Raw genomic sequence first — 17,111 nt, 5'->3', positions numbered from 1 at the left:
TGAGGACGCCGGTCAGGCGGCCGACTCGACCAGCATGGCCGCAGTGATGTCGTCCTGCGTCAGATCCGCGAGTTCGGGACCGGCCTCGCCGGTGCTGACCATGATGTCCAAAAGATTGAACAGGTTGCGGGCATAGAAGGCGCTCGCGTCCGCCGGGACCATCGCGGGATAGTTGGTGAATCCCACCAGGGTGATGTTGTGACGGACCACCACCTCGTCGGCGACCGTCAGCGGACAATTGCCGCCGCTCCCGGCGGCCAGATCGACGATGACCGATCCGGGACGCATGCGCCGGACCACCTCCTCGGTCACCAGCACGGGCGCCGGACGGCAGGGGATCTGCGCGGTGGTGATGATGACGTGGGCCTTGGCCAGCGCGTCGCCGAGTGCCGCCTGCTGGCGCGCCTTGGCCTCGTCCGAGAGTTCCTTGGCATAACCGCCCTCGCCCGCCCCGCTCTCGCCCAGATCCAGGTCGATCGGCTTGGCGCCGAGCGAGAGGATCTGCTCGCGGGTCTCGGGGCGAACGTCGTAGGCATGCACGTCGGCCCCCAGACGGCGCGCGGTCGCGATCGCCTGCAGACCGGCGACGCCGGCACCCAGCACCACGACCCGCGCCGGCTTGGCCGAACCGGCCGAGGTCATCATCATGGGAAAGAAGCGCCCATAACGGGCCGCCGCCTCGATGGTCGCGCGATAACCGGCGATGTTGCTCTGCGAGGACAGCACGTCCATGGATTGGGCACGCGAGGTGCGCGGCATGCGCTCCATGCCCAGCACGCGCATTCCCTTCGCCAGCATGGCCGAGAGCACCGCGTCCTCGCCACAGCTCTCCAACAGACCGACATAGAGACCGCCCGCGCGCATCGCCTCGACATCCCCGGCATCCGGGCGCCGAACCTTCAGCAGCAGGTCAACATCGTAGGCGCCAGCGCGGTCGGTGAGACGCGCCCCGGCCGCCTCATACTCGGCGTCGGGAAAGCCCGCAGCAACCCCGGCACCGGCCTCGACCAGGACCTCGAAGCCCTTGCCGACCAGTTTCTTGACGACCTCGGGGATCGAGGCGACCCGCGTCTCTCCAGGGCAGGTCTCCGAGGGGATTCCGATCTTCATGGTGATTCGCCTTTTATTGTTCTGTCACCGCCGTCGAGGGCGGCAAAAATCCAGGCATTATGGTAACCGACCCGGATCCCCGCAACCGGGGATCGGGAATGCGGCGGCGCGCCCCAAGCGACGACGACACCGCTTCGGACACCTACATCGCCAAGGCCGCGTCGGCGCGAGCACGGATCTCGGCCAGCGTCTGCTGCCCCTGGATGCGACCATCCTCGTAGACGCAGTCCAGGGCCGACCGCCAACCGGGTTCCACAGACTGCTCCTCGCGCTGGGTGCGCCAGGTGCCGAATTCCGGGTTGTGCAGCAGGCTCAGCCGGCCGGGCTTGGACGCCTTCTCGGGATCTGTGCGCGGCTGTTTGGAGACGTCGCGCCAGACCCCGTCGCGCCGGATGGCGCTGGCCTTGAAGGCGAAGCGCTGGGTGTCGCGATCGAGCCGTTGCAGCAGCGCCCCGCCCATTCCGAAGGCCAGGTTCTCCACCGAGAATCCGGCGCGCTTGACCTCGGCCAAGATCTCGCCGATCGAGTCCAGATCGATCCCGTCGCCCTGGATGACCCTCACCCCGTCGAGCACCCGGTAGCCCTTGGCGTTGATCCGGGCACCATAGCCCTCGGCGAGCTGCTCCAAGGTGCGGCGCACCATGGTCGGCGGATGGCCCGAGTCGGGACGGATCACCAGGGTTGCGCCCGACGTTCGGACCTGCTCGCGCAGCTCGTGACTCCAGTAGCCCACGGCGCGCTCCAGATCGTAGGAGTCGGAGACGACCGCCAGCATGCCGCCGGGCCGGGCGAAGCGATCGAGCATGTTGCGATAGGCGTCCAGCTCGCTCGCCTCGCCCCAGGCGGTAACGGTCGCGTGTTCGGCCGCCGGGATCGAATAGGCCGCCATCTCGGCGTCGTAATAGCGATTGGCGGCGATCACCCCGACCAAGGTATCCGACCCCTGGAAATTGACCAGATGCGCGGCGCCCCCGAGCGCGGCGGACTCGAACGAACTGACGCCCCGCGAACCGAAGTCGTGCAGCATGAAAGACAACCCGTCCAGCGACTCGGCCGTGTCCTCCAGATAGCGCCGGATCAGGCCCTTGATGTGCCAGCTGATGGTCGCGACCGTGGTCGGATACCAGATGGCGCGCAGGATGGCGGTCTCGGCGTACTGCCCGATCCAGGGCACCTGCGGATCGGTGGACTCCACCGTGGCCAGCACTTGGCGCACCGGCACCGCGCTGCCCTCGGCGACCGCGCACAGCCGGATCGGCAGCCAGCCGCCGTGCCGGTTCAGGATATGGTCCCAGCCCGCGCGGTTGAAGGGCGCCCCGGGCAGGTGGCGGACCTGGAACTCGGCCGCCTCCTCGATCATGTCTCGGGTGATGGGCCGCGACAGATAGTCGCGCACGAACATCTGCAGCCCGAAGAAGAGCGTGCGCGAGAAGCGCCCGCCGCGCGACTCCACATAGCTGAAGATCGCCTCGGTGCCGGGCGGATACTGCAGATAGTGCGTGAGCTTGTAGGAATCGCTGTTGAGGATGAAGTTGGTGTTCAATGGCGACGGAACGGATGCGTTCATTGGGTCTCTCCCCTATGGCCCGGAATCCCCGGGAATGGGCCGGCCCGGATCGGGCCGGCGATCGGAGGCGCGCAATCGCTTCAGGCGCGACCGAGCAGATCCTGGACGATGTGGTAATGGTCCTCGTAGATCCGCGCCTCGAGCGACTGGAACTCGGCCAGCGAGATCCACTGCGCCTTTCGGGCGTCGCTGCCGCCTTTGACGCGCGGCAGAGGTCCCGGACGCAGCTCGAACAGAAAGGCATCCGTGATGGTACGCCCGCGCAGCGATCGCTGCGGATCATCGTAGCGCGCCCGGGCACGGATGCTGCCGCGCAGGACCGGCTCCGGAACCTTGATGCCCGTCTCCTCGCGCAGCTCGCGGATCACCGCGTCCTCGATGGTCTCCTCGACGTCGAGAAAGCCACCGGGCAGGGCCAGCAGACCGCGCCCCGGCTGGGCCCCGCGTTCGACCATGAGAATATGACCCGCCTGCAGCACCACGGCATCGACGGTCTGGAAGATGGGCGGATAGGGCAATGCCGCGAACTGGGAGCGATAGCGGCGCACGAAGGCCCATTCCTGCCGCAGCGACTCCCAGGCGTCCGGCTCGGCCCCGATCCAGTCGCGTAGATAGGACTTGACCCCGTCCGGCAGGGGCTGGGCGGCCAGGGTCTCGTCCAGGCTGGACGCGCCCTCCCCCAGCAAGACGTCGCGGATCTCGGTCGCCGACAGCATGGAGACCGGCTCGACCGGGCTGAAGTCCCACTGCGGAAAGAGATCCAGATAGCTGGAGCTGTGATCCTTGCGATGACCGACCAGCGTGATGGACGCCTCGCCGCCGGCCACGGCCGCGACGATCCCGTCCACGGCGCCCTGCACACCGGCGACCCAGCTCGACAGATTGTAGAGCCGATCGGCGACGCCCGTGATCACGACCCGATCGCGCAGATCGGCGGGCAGCGCAGACTCGATCATCTCGCGCCGCTCGGCATAGCCGAATGGATCGCGGATGTTGCGCGGACGATTGATGGATCCGACCAGGACGACCAGATTGGCAGCCAGATCGAGCGCCTGACGCACGCAGGCGAGATGGCCGTCGTGAAACGGCTGAAAGCGGCCGATATAGACCGCGAGATCGTAGCGATTCATGGGAATCCCCCAATGAATATTTGTGGGATCACCGTCTATCGGTGATCACGACGGAGGGCCGCCGATGTCGTCATAAGCTACGCCAAACAGAGTGGAAGTCAATCCTGTCCGTTTGGGACCAAAGAGGCGTCATCATCAGCGGCTCACTGAATTGACACTCGATGAACCCGATCAGTAGGATCCCTGGTCTCGCCAAACCGGAGACCACGGCCGTGAAGTTGGTCAAGCAGGTCAAGCTCGCGTTTCACGCCGGCAGATCCCACAAGGTCTACGAGGTCGATCTGTGCGAAGTGGGCCGCGACCAGTTCGTCGTCAATTTTCGCTACGGCCGATTCGGCGCCACGCTTCGCGATGGCTCCAAGACCATCGCCCCCGTGAGCCGAGCCGAGGCCGATCAGGTTTTCGACAAGCTGGTCGATGACAAGATCACCAAGGGTTACGAGCCTGCCGAGACACGGGCCGATCGTGCTCCATCCTCGGCTCCGGCGCCCAGCGTCCAGGACGAGGACGCGCACCAACCCCAGAACGACGCCCGAGCCGAGGCCGTGCTGCGCCGTCTGCGCGAGGCCGATCGATCCCGCTCGAACTGGCCACTGGAGCGCGCCATTTGGCGCGCCGGTGAGTTGGAGCTGCGCGAGGCCGAGCCCCAGATCCTCGCCATCCTCCAGGCCTGCGAGCCGCGCGCCCATGACCTGCGACGCTACTGCTGTGTGTGGGCCTTGGGCCGCAGCGGGTCGATCGCCGCCATCGAGCCGCTACGCCGCATCTTCGAAAGCCCGCGAGAGCGGAGCGATCTGCGCCAAATCGCGGGAGAGGCCCTGAGGTTGCTCTACAGCGACGCCGATCGCGAGCGGTTTCTCGAGGGTCTGATCGACACCCTACCCGCGGCGCTGAAGGCGCCAGCCAGGGAAGGCCCCGCCACCGAGGCCGCGCGGGTCCTGAGAGAGCTTGTGGCGCGAAACGACTTCGAGCCGCTGCATACCGCCTATCTGATCGGCAACGAGCACCTGACGCCGGCGGTGCTCCAGATACTGTCGGAGCTGCCTCCATTCGCCGACAACGGCTTCCGCGCACTCAAACGCCTCTACAAGTGCGCCGAGCTGAGACGGGACGGCCGCGCCTTCGGCCTGCTCGCCTTTCGCTTCCAGACCGAGCGCGGCGGCAATGCCTGGAGGCGCGCCTATCTCGTCAGACGCAGCTGGCGCCTGCTGCGCCGTCTGGGCGAACTCGGCTCCAACGACTGGGTCGGCCTGGCCGTCGGTGCACTGGTACCCTTCACGGATGCGCATGGCGGCGAGATCCAGGTCCGGCAGCAGATGCGTTACGACCATCGAGAGAGACGTTATCACGAGACCCAGCAGCTATGGCCGCCCTTTGCTGGGTACTGGGTCTTTTGTCAGCTGCTCTACCGCAACAGCAGGCGCTTCCGCCCCGACAAGGGGCACAAGACCTTTCGCGCCGAAGACCGCGCCGCGATCGAGCGCGATGTGCCGGAGCGTGAGGAGGCCTTTCCGGAGCTGTGGGACCGATTGCCGCAGGGCCTACTGCACCTGCTGGACGAGAGCAACTGCCTCCCGGTCCACCAGTTCGCGGTCAAGGCCCTGAGGGACAATCGCGCCTTCTGCGACCAGCTCGACACCGATGCCCTGGTCATGCTGCTGTCACGGCCCTACGCGGTCACCGCCCAGCTGGGTTTCGAGCTGGCCGAGCGGCGCTACGACCCCGCGCACATCGACGTCGACCTGGTGTCCGCGGTCGCCTGCTGCGCCTATGAGCCCGCGCGCCAGGCCGCGTTTCGCTGGATCGAAGGCAATCGCCAGACCTTCCTGGCGAACAGCGGCCTGATCGCGGCCCTGGTGCTCGCGCCCCACCAAGACACCCGTGACCTGGCGAAGCGGCTGCTCCTCGGGGCCATCCTGCCCGAGCATCAGGCGCGGGTCCTGGTCGGGCGCATCCTCGCCGCCCTGCTGCTGCTCGGCCCGGACGACGCCGACCGGGCGGCCGGGGCCGTCGACGTCGTCATCCGGGCCCTCGCCGGGCAACTGCCGGCGATCGGCGACCCGGTGATCCGCGACCTGGCGGCGCATCCTCTGGTGGCGCTGCGGGAACTGGCCGGACACATCCTGCTGGCGAAAGAAAGCGCACAGATCGCCGACGACCTGCTGCTGGCCCTGCTGCGCTCGGAGACCTCCAGCCTGCGGATCATCGGGGCGCGACTGGTAGGACAGATTCAGGACCGGGAACTCACGCAGCGTCCGGAGCTGCTCTATGCACTGACCTGCAGCGAACACGCCGACCTGCGCGAGACCATCCGCCCGGTACTGGCCCGACTCGTCGAGCGGGAGCCGGAGTTCGGATCCGCCTTTGCCGCGATGCTGATACAGGGCCTATGCCAGGAGGCGCCCGAGGGCGTGCACAGCCATCTGCTGAGTCTCCTGCGCGACGAGCTGTCGACCGCGCTCCCCGTCTTCGGAAAAGACGAGATCTTCAGGCTCCTGCGCTGCAAGATCCCCCAGGCCCAGGAACTCGGCGGGCTGATGCTGCAGCGCGACACCTTCACCGAGACGCTGACCATCAAGGAGATCGTTCGGCTCGTCGACCACCAGGTGCTGGCGGTGCGCGAGGCCGGCTGGCGGCTCAGCGAGCGCAGCCTCGACCGTCTCAAAGAGTCGATGGCGCAAACGGTGCGTCTGCTCGACACCAATTGGGACGACTCCCGTGAATGGGCCTTCGGCCTGTTTCGCGACAGCTTCGATGCGGACCAGCTGACGCCCGAGGTGCTCGTCGCCATCTGCGACAGCGTGCGCCCGGACGTCCAAGCCTTCGGCCGCGAGCTGATCACCCGCTATTTCGACTCGGCGCATGGAGAGCAGTATCTGCTGAAGCTGGCCGAGCATCCATCCGAGGCGCTACAGCTGTTCGCAACCAACTACCTCGAACGCTACGCCAGCGGCAACGCGGGGCGGCTCGGCGAGCTGGAGCACTACTTCGTCTCCATCCTCTCGCGCGTCAACAAGGGGCGCATCGCCAAACGCCGGGTACTCCAGTTCCTGGTCGCCGAGGCGCTGACGGACGAGGCGAGCGCCCAGGTGGTGGCGCGGATCTTCACACGTCAATCCCTAACCATGGTCATCGGCGACAAGGCTCGGATGATCGAAGGCATGGTGCGGATCCAACAGACCTGGCCGCGGATCGCGCTGCCGCTACAGCCGATCAATACGCCGGAGCACGATGCACCGTCGAGCCGCAGGGGGGAATATGGAGTTTAGCTACGCCTATCGCGGCAGCTCGTCGGTTCAGGGCGGCGCCGATCGCACGGACATGTCCTTTGCGCCGGACACCAAGCGCGAGCCCACCTTCTTTCGCGGCGAGCTGGCGAAATCCCTGCCGTTCCGCGAGGCCATCAGCGCCCTGCACGACGTGGTCGTCTCGGATCTGCGCTTCCAGCCCAAGGATCGCACCGCCTACATGGAATGGCTCGCCACACAAGATGAGCTCGATTGGGCGCACGTGCTCCAGCAGCGCGGCACCCTGGGGCAGCAGATCGAGACGCTGCGTCATGAACTGGACGGCCTGCGCCGCACCAGCTCGGAGCGGATGGCCCCCTTCTATCGGGCGCGAAAACGCTATTTCGATTACCTCTACCGCACCGACATGGACTACTGGTATGTCCTGGATCCGGTGATCACCGTCCACCCGGACGAGCTTTTTTTCGAGTGCTTCTCCCAGGACGAATCCACCTACGGCAAGCTCGGCGCCAGCTACGAGGTGTTCACCAGCCTGGGCGAGCGCGCCTGCGGCACCACCAATGTGGACTATTCCCAGGCGCTCTACGACGAATTCCAAAAGATCCGCAGCTACAAGACCACCTGGCTGGAGGTGGATCCGTCCGGTTTCGAGGTCGAGACGACGGATGAGGACAGCTACAAAGAGGTCAAGATCGACCTGCCCGACTCCTGGGTGCGCGGTTTCCTCCAGGTGAGCTCGGCGATGAGCCTGCCGGCCATCACCTTCGAGCTGCACCCGATGGACATCCACAACTTCTGCTTCGTGCTGCGGCGCCACAAGGAGCTGCATGGGCCGCGTTCCATGCGCTATGTGCTCACGCCTGGCCAGCCGGTCAAGGTCATCTTCGAGCCCTGGAACATCGAAGTGATCTGCGCACGCTCGATCTATCAGGGCGACACGGCCGAAGAGGTGCGGGTCTGGGGGCGGCGGCGCATCCATATCCTCGAGCGGCTGGTGCCGGTCGCCAAGCGATTCGTCGTCCATCTGCTCGGCAGCGGCCTGCCCGCCTTCTATGTCGCCGATCTCGGAGACATGAGCTTCACGCTGGGGCTGTCGGGCTGGACCGCCAACGACTGGTCCAGCGCCGGCAACTTCGACCTGATGGCGCCGCGTACCGACGTCGACGACCTGACCAAACGTCGCGTCTTCGATGCTCTGAAGGAAAACTGGTACGAGGCCCCGGAGTCGCTGGCGCGGCGGCTTCAGCTCGACCGTTCCATCGTGCTGGGCGCCCTGTCCGCCTACACGCAGGCCGGCCGCGCCATCTTCGACATCGACAAGGGCGTCTACCGGGTCCGCGAGCTGTCGCGCGAGCCCTTGCCGATGGACAGGCTGCGTTTCGTGAGTCCCAGAGAGGAGGCCGCGACGCGGCTGGTCGAAGCGCATCGCGTCTCGGTTCGGAGGAACGCCGCCCCGGATCAATGCTTGGAACTCACGGGCACCGTCAAGGACGGAAGTCACGTCCACCAAGCGATGTTGTTGCTCGATGCGGATCGACGTATGATCCAGGCTCGTTGCAGCTGCAATTTCTATCAGCAGAACAAGTTGTTCCAGGGGCCATGCGAGCACATCTTGGCGCTGCGCATGGCCAAGAGTGAAAAACGTTCCTTTTGGAACCGGTTTCGGTGAGGAGGATCAGGCTGTCGCGGTCATCCCTTGTCGCGTTGCTCTCTAGAGGCGCGACATCGGAAGCGGACTCATCCTTTGCATTTTGGGCGGCGGATCGCCGTCTTTGCCAAGTGGTTGTTCATGCGTCACTAGCTCGCTCTTAACTGTGGCGATACTGCCCCCTAGGTGCCTTTGCCGGTTGAATCCCTTGGATTCAAAGGTGCACCTAGGGGGCGTATCGCCTGGAGTTGAGACGATCTAGTCCTGAGTCATTCGAAAGGACTCCGCACCGCTCCAGCCCCCTCCTCACCACCCTCATCCGTGCCTGCCACCTCACCACATCCGAGCCTGTCGAGCATCACCGCAGGGGCACTGCTCGCGAGATCCGTTCCCGTTCATGCTCGCGCCATGCGGCTCGCCGTCAGACCGCCCCAAATCCCAGTCAACAGACCCTAGACGCGCCATGCCCCAGCCCTCCTCTCGCCAAGAGCTATACGATCGCATCCGCAAGAGCTCGAAGGACTCCGTCATCGTCGAGGAGATGATTCGCCTCGGATTCTGGCCGGCCGCCGGCACCATGCCGGAAGACCCGGCGGATGAGATCCGCCGGCGCGCCGAGCTTGAGGCCCAGTTGCGTGCACTGCGCACCGAGCAGACCAGACTGCACAATATCGAGGCGCTCAAGCGCGAGGTCCGCAAGCGCCGCATGGCCGAGGCCCGTGAGCGCCGCCAAGAGACCAAGGCGCGCAAGCTGGCCGAGCGCCAGGCGCGGGCCGAGACCTGGAAGGCCAAGAAAGAGACGGATATCGGGTTTCTCGGGGAGGGAGTGTCCGCCGGGCTCGGGCACAAGGGCTGCGACGCCGAGCGATTGGCCGAGCATGGCCTTCCGGAACTCGCCGACGCGGCGGCGGTGGCGGCGGCCATGGGTATCGATCTGGGCACCCTGCGCTTCCTCGCCTATGCCCGCACGACCAGTCGGGTCAGTCACTATGTGCACTTCTTCATTCCCAAGCGCACCGGCGGTAAGCGCGCGATCTCGGCGCCCATGCCCAAGCTCAAGCATGCGCAGCACTGGATCTTGGCCAACGTGCTCGACCCGGTCGCGCTCGACGAGCATGCCCACGGCTTTCGTCACGGGCGCTCCATTCTCACCAACGCCCAGCCCCATCTGGGGTCCCGGGTGGTCGTCAACTGCGACCTGCAGAATTTCTTCCCCACCGTCAGCTATCGCCGTACCAAAGGGCTGTTCCAGTCCCTCGGCTATGGCGAGCAGATCGCCTCGATCTTCGGACTGATCTGCACCGCGCCGGAGACCCAGGAAGTAGAGCTCGACGGCCAGCGCTATTTCGTGGCGCTCGGCGATCGGGTCCTGCCGCAAGGATCGCCGGCCAGCCCGGCCATTACGAACCTCATCTGTCGCGGCCTGGATCGGGCGCTGGAGAAGACCGCTCGTCAGCTCGGCTTTCGCTACACGCGTTACGCCGACGACCTGAGCTTCTCCTCCGACGATGCCAATGCCGACGTGGGCCGATTGCTGGGACGAGTCCGGTGGCTGGTGCAACGCCACGGGTTCGTCGTCCACCCGGACAAGACACGGGTGCTCAGGCAGAGCCGGCGACAGGAGGTGACCGGGATCGTGGTCAACGAGCGCCCCGCGGTGCCTCGGGAGACCCTCAGGCGGTTCCGCGCCACGCTCTTTCAGATCGAAAAGGACGGCCCGGCAGGCAAGCGCTGGGGCCGTGCCACAGGCGATAACAGCGTCGACTTGATGGCCGCCATCGAAGGATTCGCCAACTATGTCGCGATGGTGGATCCGGCCAAGGGTCAGCCGCTCAAGGCGCAAGTGGCCGCGCTGATCGCCCGCTACCCGAAGCAGGCCACACCCTTCAAGGGCCGTCGGCGCCCTAACCCATCCACTGGCAGCTCGACGAGCGCGCCGAAGCGCGACACCACAGCGCCCGAAGCCGTCGATGGCACGAAGAAAAAGAAGAACTGGTGGAAGCTGTTTTAGACGCTGACAGCATGGGACTTCAACCTGAAAAGAGCAGTTGAACCGCAAAGGGCACAAAGAGCGCAAAGAATTTCAACATGTTGTCCGCGAAGCGATGCTCACCCAAGGGATGAGACGATGCAGCAAGGCAACTCGATGTTTTTCTTCGTGTCCTTGCGCCTTTGCGGTTCCAATTGCCGGATTTAGGCTCAAGCGTGCCAGGGAAGGGTCGTCTGCAGAGATCGGCATCCCGCTCGGCGCACGCCTCGACCCGATACGACCAGAAAAGGAGCCAATCATGGCCGACCAGTTAGAGTATCTCGAGCTCTCCGAAGCGGAGGGTGGCGCTCACAAGTTCTACGAAGTCGCGGTGAGCGACTGTCTCCTGACCATCCGCTACGGGCGTATCGGCGACCAGGGACAGCGCCAGGAAAAGCGCTTCCCCAGTCATGAACAGGCGCTCGCCGAGGCCAAGAAGAAGATCAGCGCAAAGAAGAAGAAGGGCTACGAGAACGCGGTAATGGGGGTTCGCCAGAAACGCGCGATCACCCGACGCGCCACCGCCAGCTCGCCATCCAGATCCAAGCCATCGCCGGTGATCTGGCGGTTCGAGACCGGCGCGGCCACCTTTGGCATTTTCGTCGACGAGGCGTCCGTGTGGGCAGGCACCCAGGCCGGGCGTGTCTTCCGTCTCAGCCACGAGGGCAACGTCACCCATCAGTTCAAGCTGCCCGACGGCGTCAAATGCATCGTCGCCGACGACGATTGGCTCTACGCCGGCTGCGACGACGGCAAGGTCTACGACCTCTCGTCCAAGGCGCCGATGGTGGCCTACGAGATCCACGAAAGCACCGATATCTATTGGCTCGATATCGCCGATGGCGTGCTCGGCGTGGCGGACGCCAACGGCAAGATCGTGATCATCAACCACGACGACGAATCCCAGTGGGAGAAGCAGTCCCGTGGCAAGTCGGGCTGGATGGTGCGTTGCGACGAGCTTGGCGTCTATCACGGCCACAGCGGCGGCATCACCATGTACGACTGGGAGGATGGCACCCAGATCTGGCACGCAGACACCGATGGCCAGGTCCTGTTCGGCTGGCAGGAAGAATCCCATGTCTATGCCGCCACCAGCGCGGACAAGGTGCTGCAGTTCAGCAAGCGTGGCGAGCCGGGTCATACCTATGCGTGCGACAGCACGGTCTATTCCTGCGCGACTGCGGAGGATGGCAAGTACGTCTTTGCCGGCGACAACAGCTCATCCGTCTATTGCTTCGCCGAGGACGGCAAGCGGATCTGGAAGCTGGCCACCCGCTGCGGCTCGGCCCTGTCCATGCAATATCATCGCGATCGTCTCTATATCGTCACCTCGGACGGCACGCTCGCCTGTCTCGACGTCTCCGATGCCGCGATCGAGGCGGCGGAAGCCGGTACGGTGCCCGAGGCCAAGACCTTTACCGCACCCACGGAGACCGCCGCTGCCCAGGTTCAATCGAGCGTCGAGCACGTCGACAACGCCGGTGACAAGGTGGTGGTCGAGTGCTATCAGGAGGGCTCCAAGTTGCGGGTGCGAGTAGTGAGTGCAGGCTACGAGGCCTGGAACGTCCAGTTCCCGAAGAACATCCGCGAAGCGGGTCGCCGCTATGTCGTGGACGAGCTGCGCCCCTCCTCGCGCGGCAACTTCTATCGCGCCTATGGCGAGATCAAAAGGCTCGACGACTGATGCAATCCTGGATCTGGCTCACCATGCGTCGATGGCTTGAGGCCAATCCAGAAGACGCGTTCGCCAAGGATGTTCGCGCCCAACTGACCACCGAACCCGAACGCTACGCCGCTTACACACGTGAATATCTGGGCTGGGGTGTGTTCGCCCTGATGCCGCAGTGATGCATGGGCAATCGGCCGATAGAACGCTGATTGATCGCCGCTCCTGTCAGGGCCAAGGATGGCCCGACATGTTCGAGCACGCGCGTGCTCGAACATGAAGCGCGTCGAACACCGCGCTTTCGACGCACGCGCTGACTGAATGCCAGCAGGCATCAGATCACGGCGGTTTTCCCCCCGGAAGCGGCCCCGCCTTCGAGATTGTCCTTGAGCATCTTGATGATCTGCGAGGAAATCTCCTCGATCGACTGGGTGGTGGTGTTGAGCACGGGAACCTGCAGACGCTTGTACATCTTCTGGGCCTGTTTGATGTCCTCCTGGCAGCGTTCCAGCGAGGCATAGCCGCTTCCGGGGCGACGCTCCTCGCGGATGAGCTGCAGCCGTTGCGGCTCGATCGTCAGGGCGAACAGCTTGTGCCTGCAGTCGTAGAGGAGCTGGGGCAAGTCGCCGCGCTCGAAGTCTTCCTCGGTGATGGGATAGTTCGCCGAGCGCAGACCGTAGTGCATAGCCAGATAGAGACAGGTCGGCGTCTTGCCGGAACGCGACACGCCGGTCAGGACCACGTCGGCACGATGGAAATTGTCCGGTCGGATACCGTCGTCGTTGGCCATCGCGAAATTGATGGCCTCGATGCGCTTGGTGTAGTAGCTGGGCTTGGTGATGGCGTGGCTCTGGCCGGATTTCAGACTCGGCGGCACACCGAGTTCGGCCGACAGCGGCTCGACGAAAACCTCGAAGAGTTCCACGTAGAAACAGTTGCCGCCCTTGAGGATGTCGCGAATCTCGTGATTGAGCATGGTCGCAAAGACGATCGGCCGCGCCCCATCGCGATCGGCGGCCTCGGCCATCCGCTGGGTCAGCGCCTTGGCGCGCAGCTCGGTGTTGATATAGGGCATGTACACCTGCTCGAAATTCACGGTATCGAACTGCGACAGCAGGCTGTGACCGAGCGTCTCGGCGGTGATGCCGGTGCTTTCGGAGACGAAGAAGACGGTGCGGTTCATGAGTTCTCTGCAACTGAATGATTGGAATCGACGGCGAGGCGCGCCGTAACGATCGTGCATCACAACCGGGCGGTGTGACCCATGTCAATGTGTTCTATATTGGAATTTGTTGATATGCGAGATATCCGGCGCGGGATGACGGGGGAGCCGCCCGCCGGGACCTTCTTCACTTGGCTGAGGACCACCCAATGGCCACCATCGACAACGACCAAGACCTCCGGGCTGCGCTCAATCGGCTGAATGCCGAGCAGCAGCGTCTACTCGGCTCCCGCTTCGCCGAGCGCGTCATGCATCTGAGCCGGGACGAGCGCATCGACCGCGCGATCGCCACCGGACTGCGCGCCGACGCGAGCCCCGGAGAGCTGGAAGACGCCTTCAAGTCGGCCAAATCCTATGCCGTCACCACCTATACCGACTGCGGCAAGGACACCGACTGGATGGCGCAGGCGGATCACTTCGTTGCCGCCTCCATCACGGCCGCGCTGACTCCGGAAGAATTCATGACCGAAAAACAGAACCGCGCATGGAAGGCGGCGGTTCAGGCGCGCATGGCGGTCAACTGCGCCATGATGGAGGACGAAAGCGTTTCCGAGTATGAAGAGGCCGAGCAGCAGCACAGGATCGCCAGCGAATTCCTGAACTGACCCCGACCTGCACGCCCCATGGACGCCCGACGGCCCTTGGCCCGTCGGGCGTCTGCGTTTCCTCCGGGCTCAAGGCCCCTCGATCGGCTTTCCGGTCTCCTTATCGACCGGCATCAGATCGGCCCGACTCGCGCCCAGATCCAGGGCGACCGTGCTGGCCACAAAAATGGACGAATAGGTCCCGACCAGAATGCCGATGATGAGCGCGAGCGAGAATCCTTCGAGCAGTGGCCCGCCGACGAAGAACATGGCCACCACGACCATGAGCGTGGTGCCGGAGGTAATGAGCGAACGCGACATGGTTTGATTGACTGCGGTGTTGACCACATCGGCGGGCGAGGCCTGGCGCATCTTGCGGAAATTCTCGCGAATACGATCGAACACCACGATCGTATCGTTCACCGAGTAGCCAACGACGGCAAGCAGCGCGGCAAGCACCGTGAGGTCGAAACTGGTCCCGGTCAGAGAGAAATAGCCCAGCGTGATGATGGGATCGTGCAAGGTCGCAATGAGGGCCCCGACCGCGAAGCGGCGCTCGAAACGCAGCCAGATGTAGATGGCGATCCCGCCCAGCGCGATCAGCATCGCCAAACCGCCATCCTCGATCAGCTCGCTGCCGACCTGAGAACCGATGAACTCGACCCGCCGAACCTCGGGCGACGGCTGTCCGCTTCCCTGGAAAGCCTGCGCCAACTGATCCTTGAGCTGAAGCTGGTCGATGTGGGCGGAAGGCGGAAAACGCAGCAACAGATCCCGGTTGGTCCCGAAATACTGAATGGTCTGGCTGCGAAGCCCCGCCCTCTCCATGACGCGCGAGATCGACTCGATCTCGACCGGTTCGGGGAAACCCATCTCGACCTGGGTCCCGCCGGTGAAATCCAACCCGAGATCCAGTCCCTTGATCGCAAGCGAAAGGGATGAAACGAGGATGGCGACAGCCGATAAAACATAGGCCAGCTTACGCCTGGCAACGAAATCGATATTTCCGAGCTTGATGGAAAGCATCGTTCTGGCGTCCTAACACGCGGGGGTCGGACCTATTCATCGCCATGAGACCGACTTGGCGGTCGCTCGAAACGCAAGACGCACGGGCGCAACCGCACCCGTGGGACCGCGATTCCACACGGCGTCCACCAGCTCAATCGCGTGGTCGGGAGACTGCGACGCCGATCGGATCCGACAGGTCCCGCCAATACGCGATGGAGAGCGGCTCCAAAGACGGATCGCGGTCAACCGAGCCCTGATCGGCGCGTCAATGTGTTGCGGTTGAAACCTTGAGCACTTCCGTTACCGGCTCTCCAAGGATGGCGGAAACGCCAGAGAAGCACGGCACGAGGAGGGGTGGGGTCGAGACTGCAGGCCACATCGCGGAGCTTCGAGTCCAACGCTACTTGCCTGGCGGCGCCATCATAGAGACTGGCCCGACCTTCTGACAATAGGTCGCGAAAGCATCCAGGGGATCAGCCGCTCGGGGAGCCGTTCGACGCCAGCATGGCATCGTAGATCTCCCAGGCTTCCATCGCCCGCTCGGCGTCGATCTTTTCGATCGCCTGCCCCAGATGGACGACGAGATAGTCGCCGACCTCGATCGACTCGTGCTGCATCAGAAAGAGGTTCACTTCGCGCTCGACACCCTTAGCCTCGCAGTGGGCCAGGAAGCCATCGATGGAGCGGACCTGCATGGGAATCGCGAAACACATCCTCAGACCTCCGAATCGACCCGGTGTGGATGGGGATGAGGCTATGCTTGTCGGCGTCGTCCATCAAGACCGGTAAGCCCGCATCATGAAACCACGCACACTCGTTCTCGGACTCGGAAACGTTCTCATGACCGACGAAGCGGTCGGCGCCGAGGTGATTCGCCGTCTCGCCTCCGATCCGACACTAGACCCATCGATCACCTGCATCGACGGCGGCACCTTGAGCTTCACGCTCGCCGCTCCGATCGGCGATTGCCAGCGTTTGATCGTTGTCGATGCCGCCAAGCTCGGCGAAACGCCGGGCGGCGTGCGCGTCTTCGAGGATGCCGAGATGGATCGCCAGCTACGTTCCAACGCCAAGAGCGTTCACGAAGTCAGCCTCTCCGACCTCATGGACATGGCGCGTCTAACCGACAGCCTGCCCGGTCGGCGCGCTCTGATCGGCATCGAGCCCGAGTTCATCGGTTGGGGCGAGAGCCTGACGCCAGCGGTCGAGGCAGCCGTTCCCATCGCGATCCAACGCATTCACGACCTGCTCGCCCGCTGGGATAGCGAGTAGACCGGAGACACCCGATATCACCAATCCAAGAATATTATGAATTTCAATGCGAATTAATATTCGTTCATGCTGAACTTCTAACAAAGATGCGCTGCATCAAATCCGGGAACGCCGAATCGGCCTAGAATTTTTCTCAATATCGCGACGCCGAGGGTCGGTCATGTCAGGTTTGGATCAGATTCCCGTTTCCATCGAATCGAACGCGCCCTGCTCGGGCAAGCCTCGCGACTACGGGAATGCTCGCGCCGTCCTCGGCCAGATCCGTCACGCCTTGGAGCGCTTGATCGCCAGCGGCGAGGAAACCCGCATCGACCTCAGCGCCATGCCCTTCGGGCCTGGCGACCTTGAGCGCCTGACGGACTGCTTGGGCACGGGCGAGGTCCAGGCATCGGTCGAGGCGCTCGGACCCACCCGCATTCAGGAGACCGCGATTCCAAGCGTTTGGTTGGTGGACTATCTGAACGCCGAGAACCAACGCCTCACACTGCACATCGAGATCGCCAGCGTTCCGCAGATCCTGCGCCCGCAGCCTCAGGATCTCGCGCTCGCGATCGATCGGCTCGATGCCCGCCTGGACGGCACCCCGGCACCGAACACCCCGCCACTATCGTCCTGACACCATACTGA

At 64.3% G+C, this 17,111-nt stretch carries 13 protein-coding genes and 1 pseudogene; 8 read left to right on the top strand and 6 right to left on the bottom strand.

Annotated elements, in window-relative coordinates; genetic code table 11:
* Positions 1 to 12: 12 nt before the first annotated feature.
* The 3 genes from ACFSJC_RS03810 to ACFSJC_RS03800 all read right to left on the bottom strand — a co-directional run bounded on the left by ACFSJC_RS03810 (position 13) and on the right by ACFSJC_RS03800 (position 3,807).
* Positions 13 to 1,110, bottom strand: a complete 1,098-nt coding sequence (locus ACFSJC_RS03810; RefSeq protein ID WP_386023456.1) for a Re/Si-specific NAD(P)(+) transhydrogenase subunit alpha — start codon at positions 1,108 to 1,110, stop codon at positions 13 to 15.
* 142 nt (positions 1,111 to 1,252) lie between these two features.
* Positions 1,253 to 2,677, bottom strand: coding sequence for a nicotinate phosphoribosyltransferase (locus tag ACFSJC_RS03805; protein ID WP_386023453.1), 1,425 nt, complete (start codon positions 2,675 to 2,677; stop codon positions 1,253 to 1,255).
* Between the two features lie 80 nt (positions 2,678 to 2,757).
* Positions 2,758 to 3,807 carry a bifunctional nicotinamide-nucleotide adenylyltransferase/Nudix hydroxylase gene (locus ACFSJC_RS03800; RefSeq protein WP_386023450.1) on the bottom strand — a complete coding sequence of 350 codons (1,050 nt, stop codon included), beginning with the start codon at positions 3,805 to 3,807 and terminating at the stop codon, positions 2,758 to 2,760.
* Positions 3,808 to 4,019: 212 nt separating this feature from the next.
* Between ACFSJC_RS03800 and ACFSJC_RS03795 the strand changes: the two genes are divergently transcribed.
* From ACFSJC_RS03795 to ACFSJC_RS03775, 5 genes and pseudogenes are all read left to right on the top strand, one after another.
* Positions 4,020 to 7,076, top strand: a complete 3,057-nt coding sequence (locus tag ACFSJC_RS03795) for a WGR domain-containing protein (RefSeq protein ID WP_386023447.1) — start codon at positions 4,020 to 4,022, stop codon at positions 7,074 to 7,076.
* Positions 7,066 to 8,724, top strand: a complete 1,659-nt coding sequence (locus ACFSJC_RS03790) for an SWIM zinc finger family protein (protein WP_386023445.1) — start codon at positions 7,066 to 7,068, stop codon at positions 8,722 to 8,724. Before ACFSJC_RS03795 ends, ACFSJC_RS03790 begins: the two co-directional genes overlap by 11 nt.
* A 442-nt stretch (positions 8,725 to 9,166) precedes the next feature.
* Positions 9,167 to 10,714 (top strand): reverse transcriptase family protein, encoded by a 1,548-nt coding sequence (locus tag ACFSJC_RS03785; RefSeq protein WP_386023443.1) that lies wholly within the window; start codon positions 9,167 to 9,169, stop codon positions 10,712 to 10,714.
* Between the two features lie 277 nt (positions 10,715 to 10,991).
* Positions 10,992 to 12,416, top strand: a complete 1,425-nt coding sequence (locus tag ACFSJC_RS03780) for a WGR domain-containing protein (RefSeq protein ID WP_386023440.1) — start codon at positions 10,992 to 10,994, stop codon at positions 12,414 to 12,416.
* 14 nt (positions 12,417 to 12,430) lie between these two features.
* Positions 12,431 to 12,580: pseudogene (locus ACFSJC_RS03775) on the top strand (SAM-dependent methyltransferase); the annotation flags it as partial.
* Between the two features lie 152 nt (positions 12,581 to 12,732).
* Here the strand turns inward: ACFSJC_RS03775 and ppsR are convergent.
* Positions 12,733 to 13,581 (bottom strand): posphoenolpyruvate synthetase regulatory kinase/phosphorylase PpsR, encoded by an 849-nt coding sequence (gene ppsR / locus ACFSJC_RS03770; RefSeq protein ID WP_386023437.1) that lies wholly within the window; start codon positions 13,579 to 13,581, stop codon positions 12,733 to 12,735.
* Between the two features lie 188 nt (positions 13,582 to 13,769).
* Between ppsR and ACFSJC_RS03765 the strand changes: the two genes are divergently transcribed.
* Positions 13,770 to 14,225: a hypothetical protein gene (locus ACFSJC_RS03765; RefSeq protein ID WP_386023434.1), complete on the top strand. Its 456-nt coding sequence runs from the start codon at positions 13,770 to 13,772 to the stop codon at positions 14,223 to 14,225.
* Positions 14,226 to 14,294: 69 nt separating this feature from the next.
* Here ACFSJC_RS03765 and secF read toward each other — a convergent pair whose 3' ends face one another.
* Both secF and ACFSJC_RS03755 read right to left on the bottom strand, forming a co-directional pair.
* Positions 14,295 to 15,230, bottom strand: a complete 936-nt coding sequence (gene secF, locus ACFSJC_RS03760) for a protein translocase subunit SecF (protein WP_386023431.1) — start codon at positions 15,228 to 15,230, stop codon at positions 14,295 to 14,297.
* 455 nt (positions 15,231 to 15,685) lie between these two features.
* Positions 15,686 to 15,925 (bottom strand): HypC/HybG/HupF family hydrogenase formation chaperone, encoded by a 240-nt coding sequence (locus tag ACFSJC_RS03755; protein ID WP_386023428.1) that lies wholly within the window; start codon positions 15,923 to 15,925, stop codon positions 15,686 to 15,688.
* An 85-nt stretch (positions 15,926 to 16,010) separates the two neighbouring features.
* On the opposite strand from ACFSJC_RS03755, the gene ACFSJC_RS03750 reads away from it, so the two are divergent.
* Entirely contained in the window at positions 16,011 to 16,484 is a 474-nt protein-coding gene (locus ACFSJC_RS03750) for a HyaD/HybD family hydrogenase maturation endopeptidase (RefSeq protein ID WP_386023425.1), read from the top strand.
* A gap of 160 nt (positions 16,485 to 16,644) precedes the next feature.
* Positions 16,645 to 17,100 (top strand): hydrogenase expression/formation protein, encoded by a 456-nt coding sequence (locus ACFSJC_RS03745; RefSeq protein WP_386023422.1) that lies wholly within the window; start codon positions 16,645 to 16,647, stop codon positions 17,098 to 17,100.
* Positions 17,101 to 17,111 lie beyond the last annotated feature (11 nt).

The organism is Thiorhodococcus fuscus (genome assembly GCF_042682685.1).
In the GTDB taxonomy this organism is placed as follows: Bacteria; Pseudomonadota; Gammaproteobacteria; order Chromatiales; family Chromatiaceae; genus Imhoffiella; species Imhoffiella fuscus.
The sequence above is the reverse complement of the archived record's forward strand: the minus strand, read 5'-3'. Positions and strand labels throughout refer to the sequence as shown.

Bases quoted from the DNA above. Each gene is read 5' to 3' on its own strand.
- ACFSJC_RS03810 (WP_386023456.1), bottom strand. From the start codon at position 1,110: ATGAAGATCGGAATCCCCTCGGAGACCTGCCCTGGAGAGACGCGGGTC.
- ACFSJC_RS03805 (WP_386023453.1), bottom strand. From the start codon at position 2,677: ATGAACGCATCCGTTCCGTCGCCATTGAACACCAACTTCATCCTCAAC.
- ACFSJC_RS03800 (WP_386023450.1), bottom strand. From the start codon at position 3,807: ATGAATCGCTACGATCTCGCGGTCTATATCGGCCGCTTTCAGCCGTTT.
- ACFSJC_RS03790 (WP_386023445.1), top strand. From the start codon at position 7,066: ATGGAGTTTAGCTACGCCTATCGCGGCAGCTCGTCGGTTCAGGGCGGC.
- ACFSJC_RS03785 (WP_386023443.1), top strand. From the start codon at position 9,167: ATGCCCCAGCCCTCCTCTCGCCAAGAGCTATACGATCGCATCCGCAAG.
- ACFSJC_RS03780 (WP_386023440.1), top strand. From the start codon at position 10,992: ATGGCCGACCAGTTAGAGTATCTCGAGCTCTCCGAAGCGGAGGGTGGC.
- ppsR (WP_386023437.1), bottom strand. From the start codon at position 13,581: ATGAACCGCACCGTCTTCTTCGTCTCCGAAAGCACCGGCATCACCGCC.
- ACFSJC_RS03765 (WP_386023434.1), top strand. From the start codon at position 13,770: ATGGCCACCATCGACAACGACCAAGACCTCCGGGCTGCGCTCAATCGG.
- secF (WP_386023431.1), bottom strand. From the start codon at position 15,230: ATGCTTTCCATCAAGCTCGGAAATATCGATTTCGTTGCCAGGCGTAAG.
- ACFSJC_RS03755 (WP_386023428.1), bottom strand. From the start codon at position 15,925: ATGTGTTTCGCGATTCCCATGCAGGTCCGCTCCATCGATGGCTTCCTG.
- ACFSJC_RS03750 (WP_386023425.1), top strand. From the start codon at position 16,011: ATGAAACCACGCACACTCGTTCTCGGACTCGGAAACGTTCTCATGACC.
- ACFSJC_RS03745 (WP_386023422.1), top strand. From the start codon at position 16,645: ATGTCAGGTTTGGATCAGATTCCCGTTTCCATCGAATCGAACGCGCCC.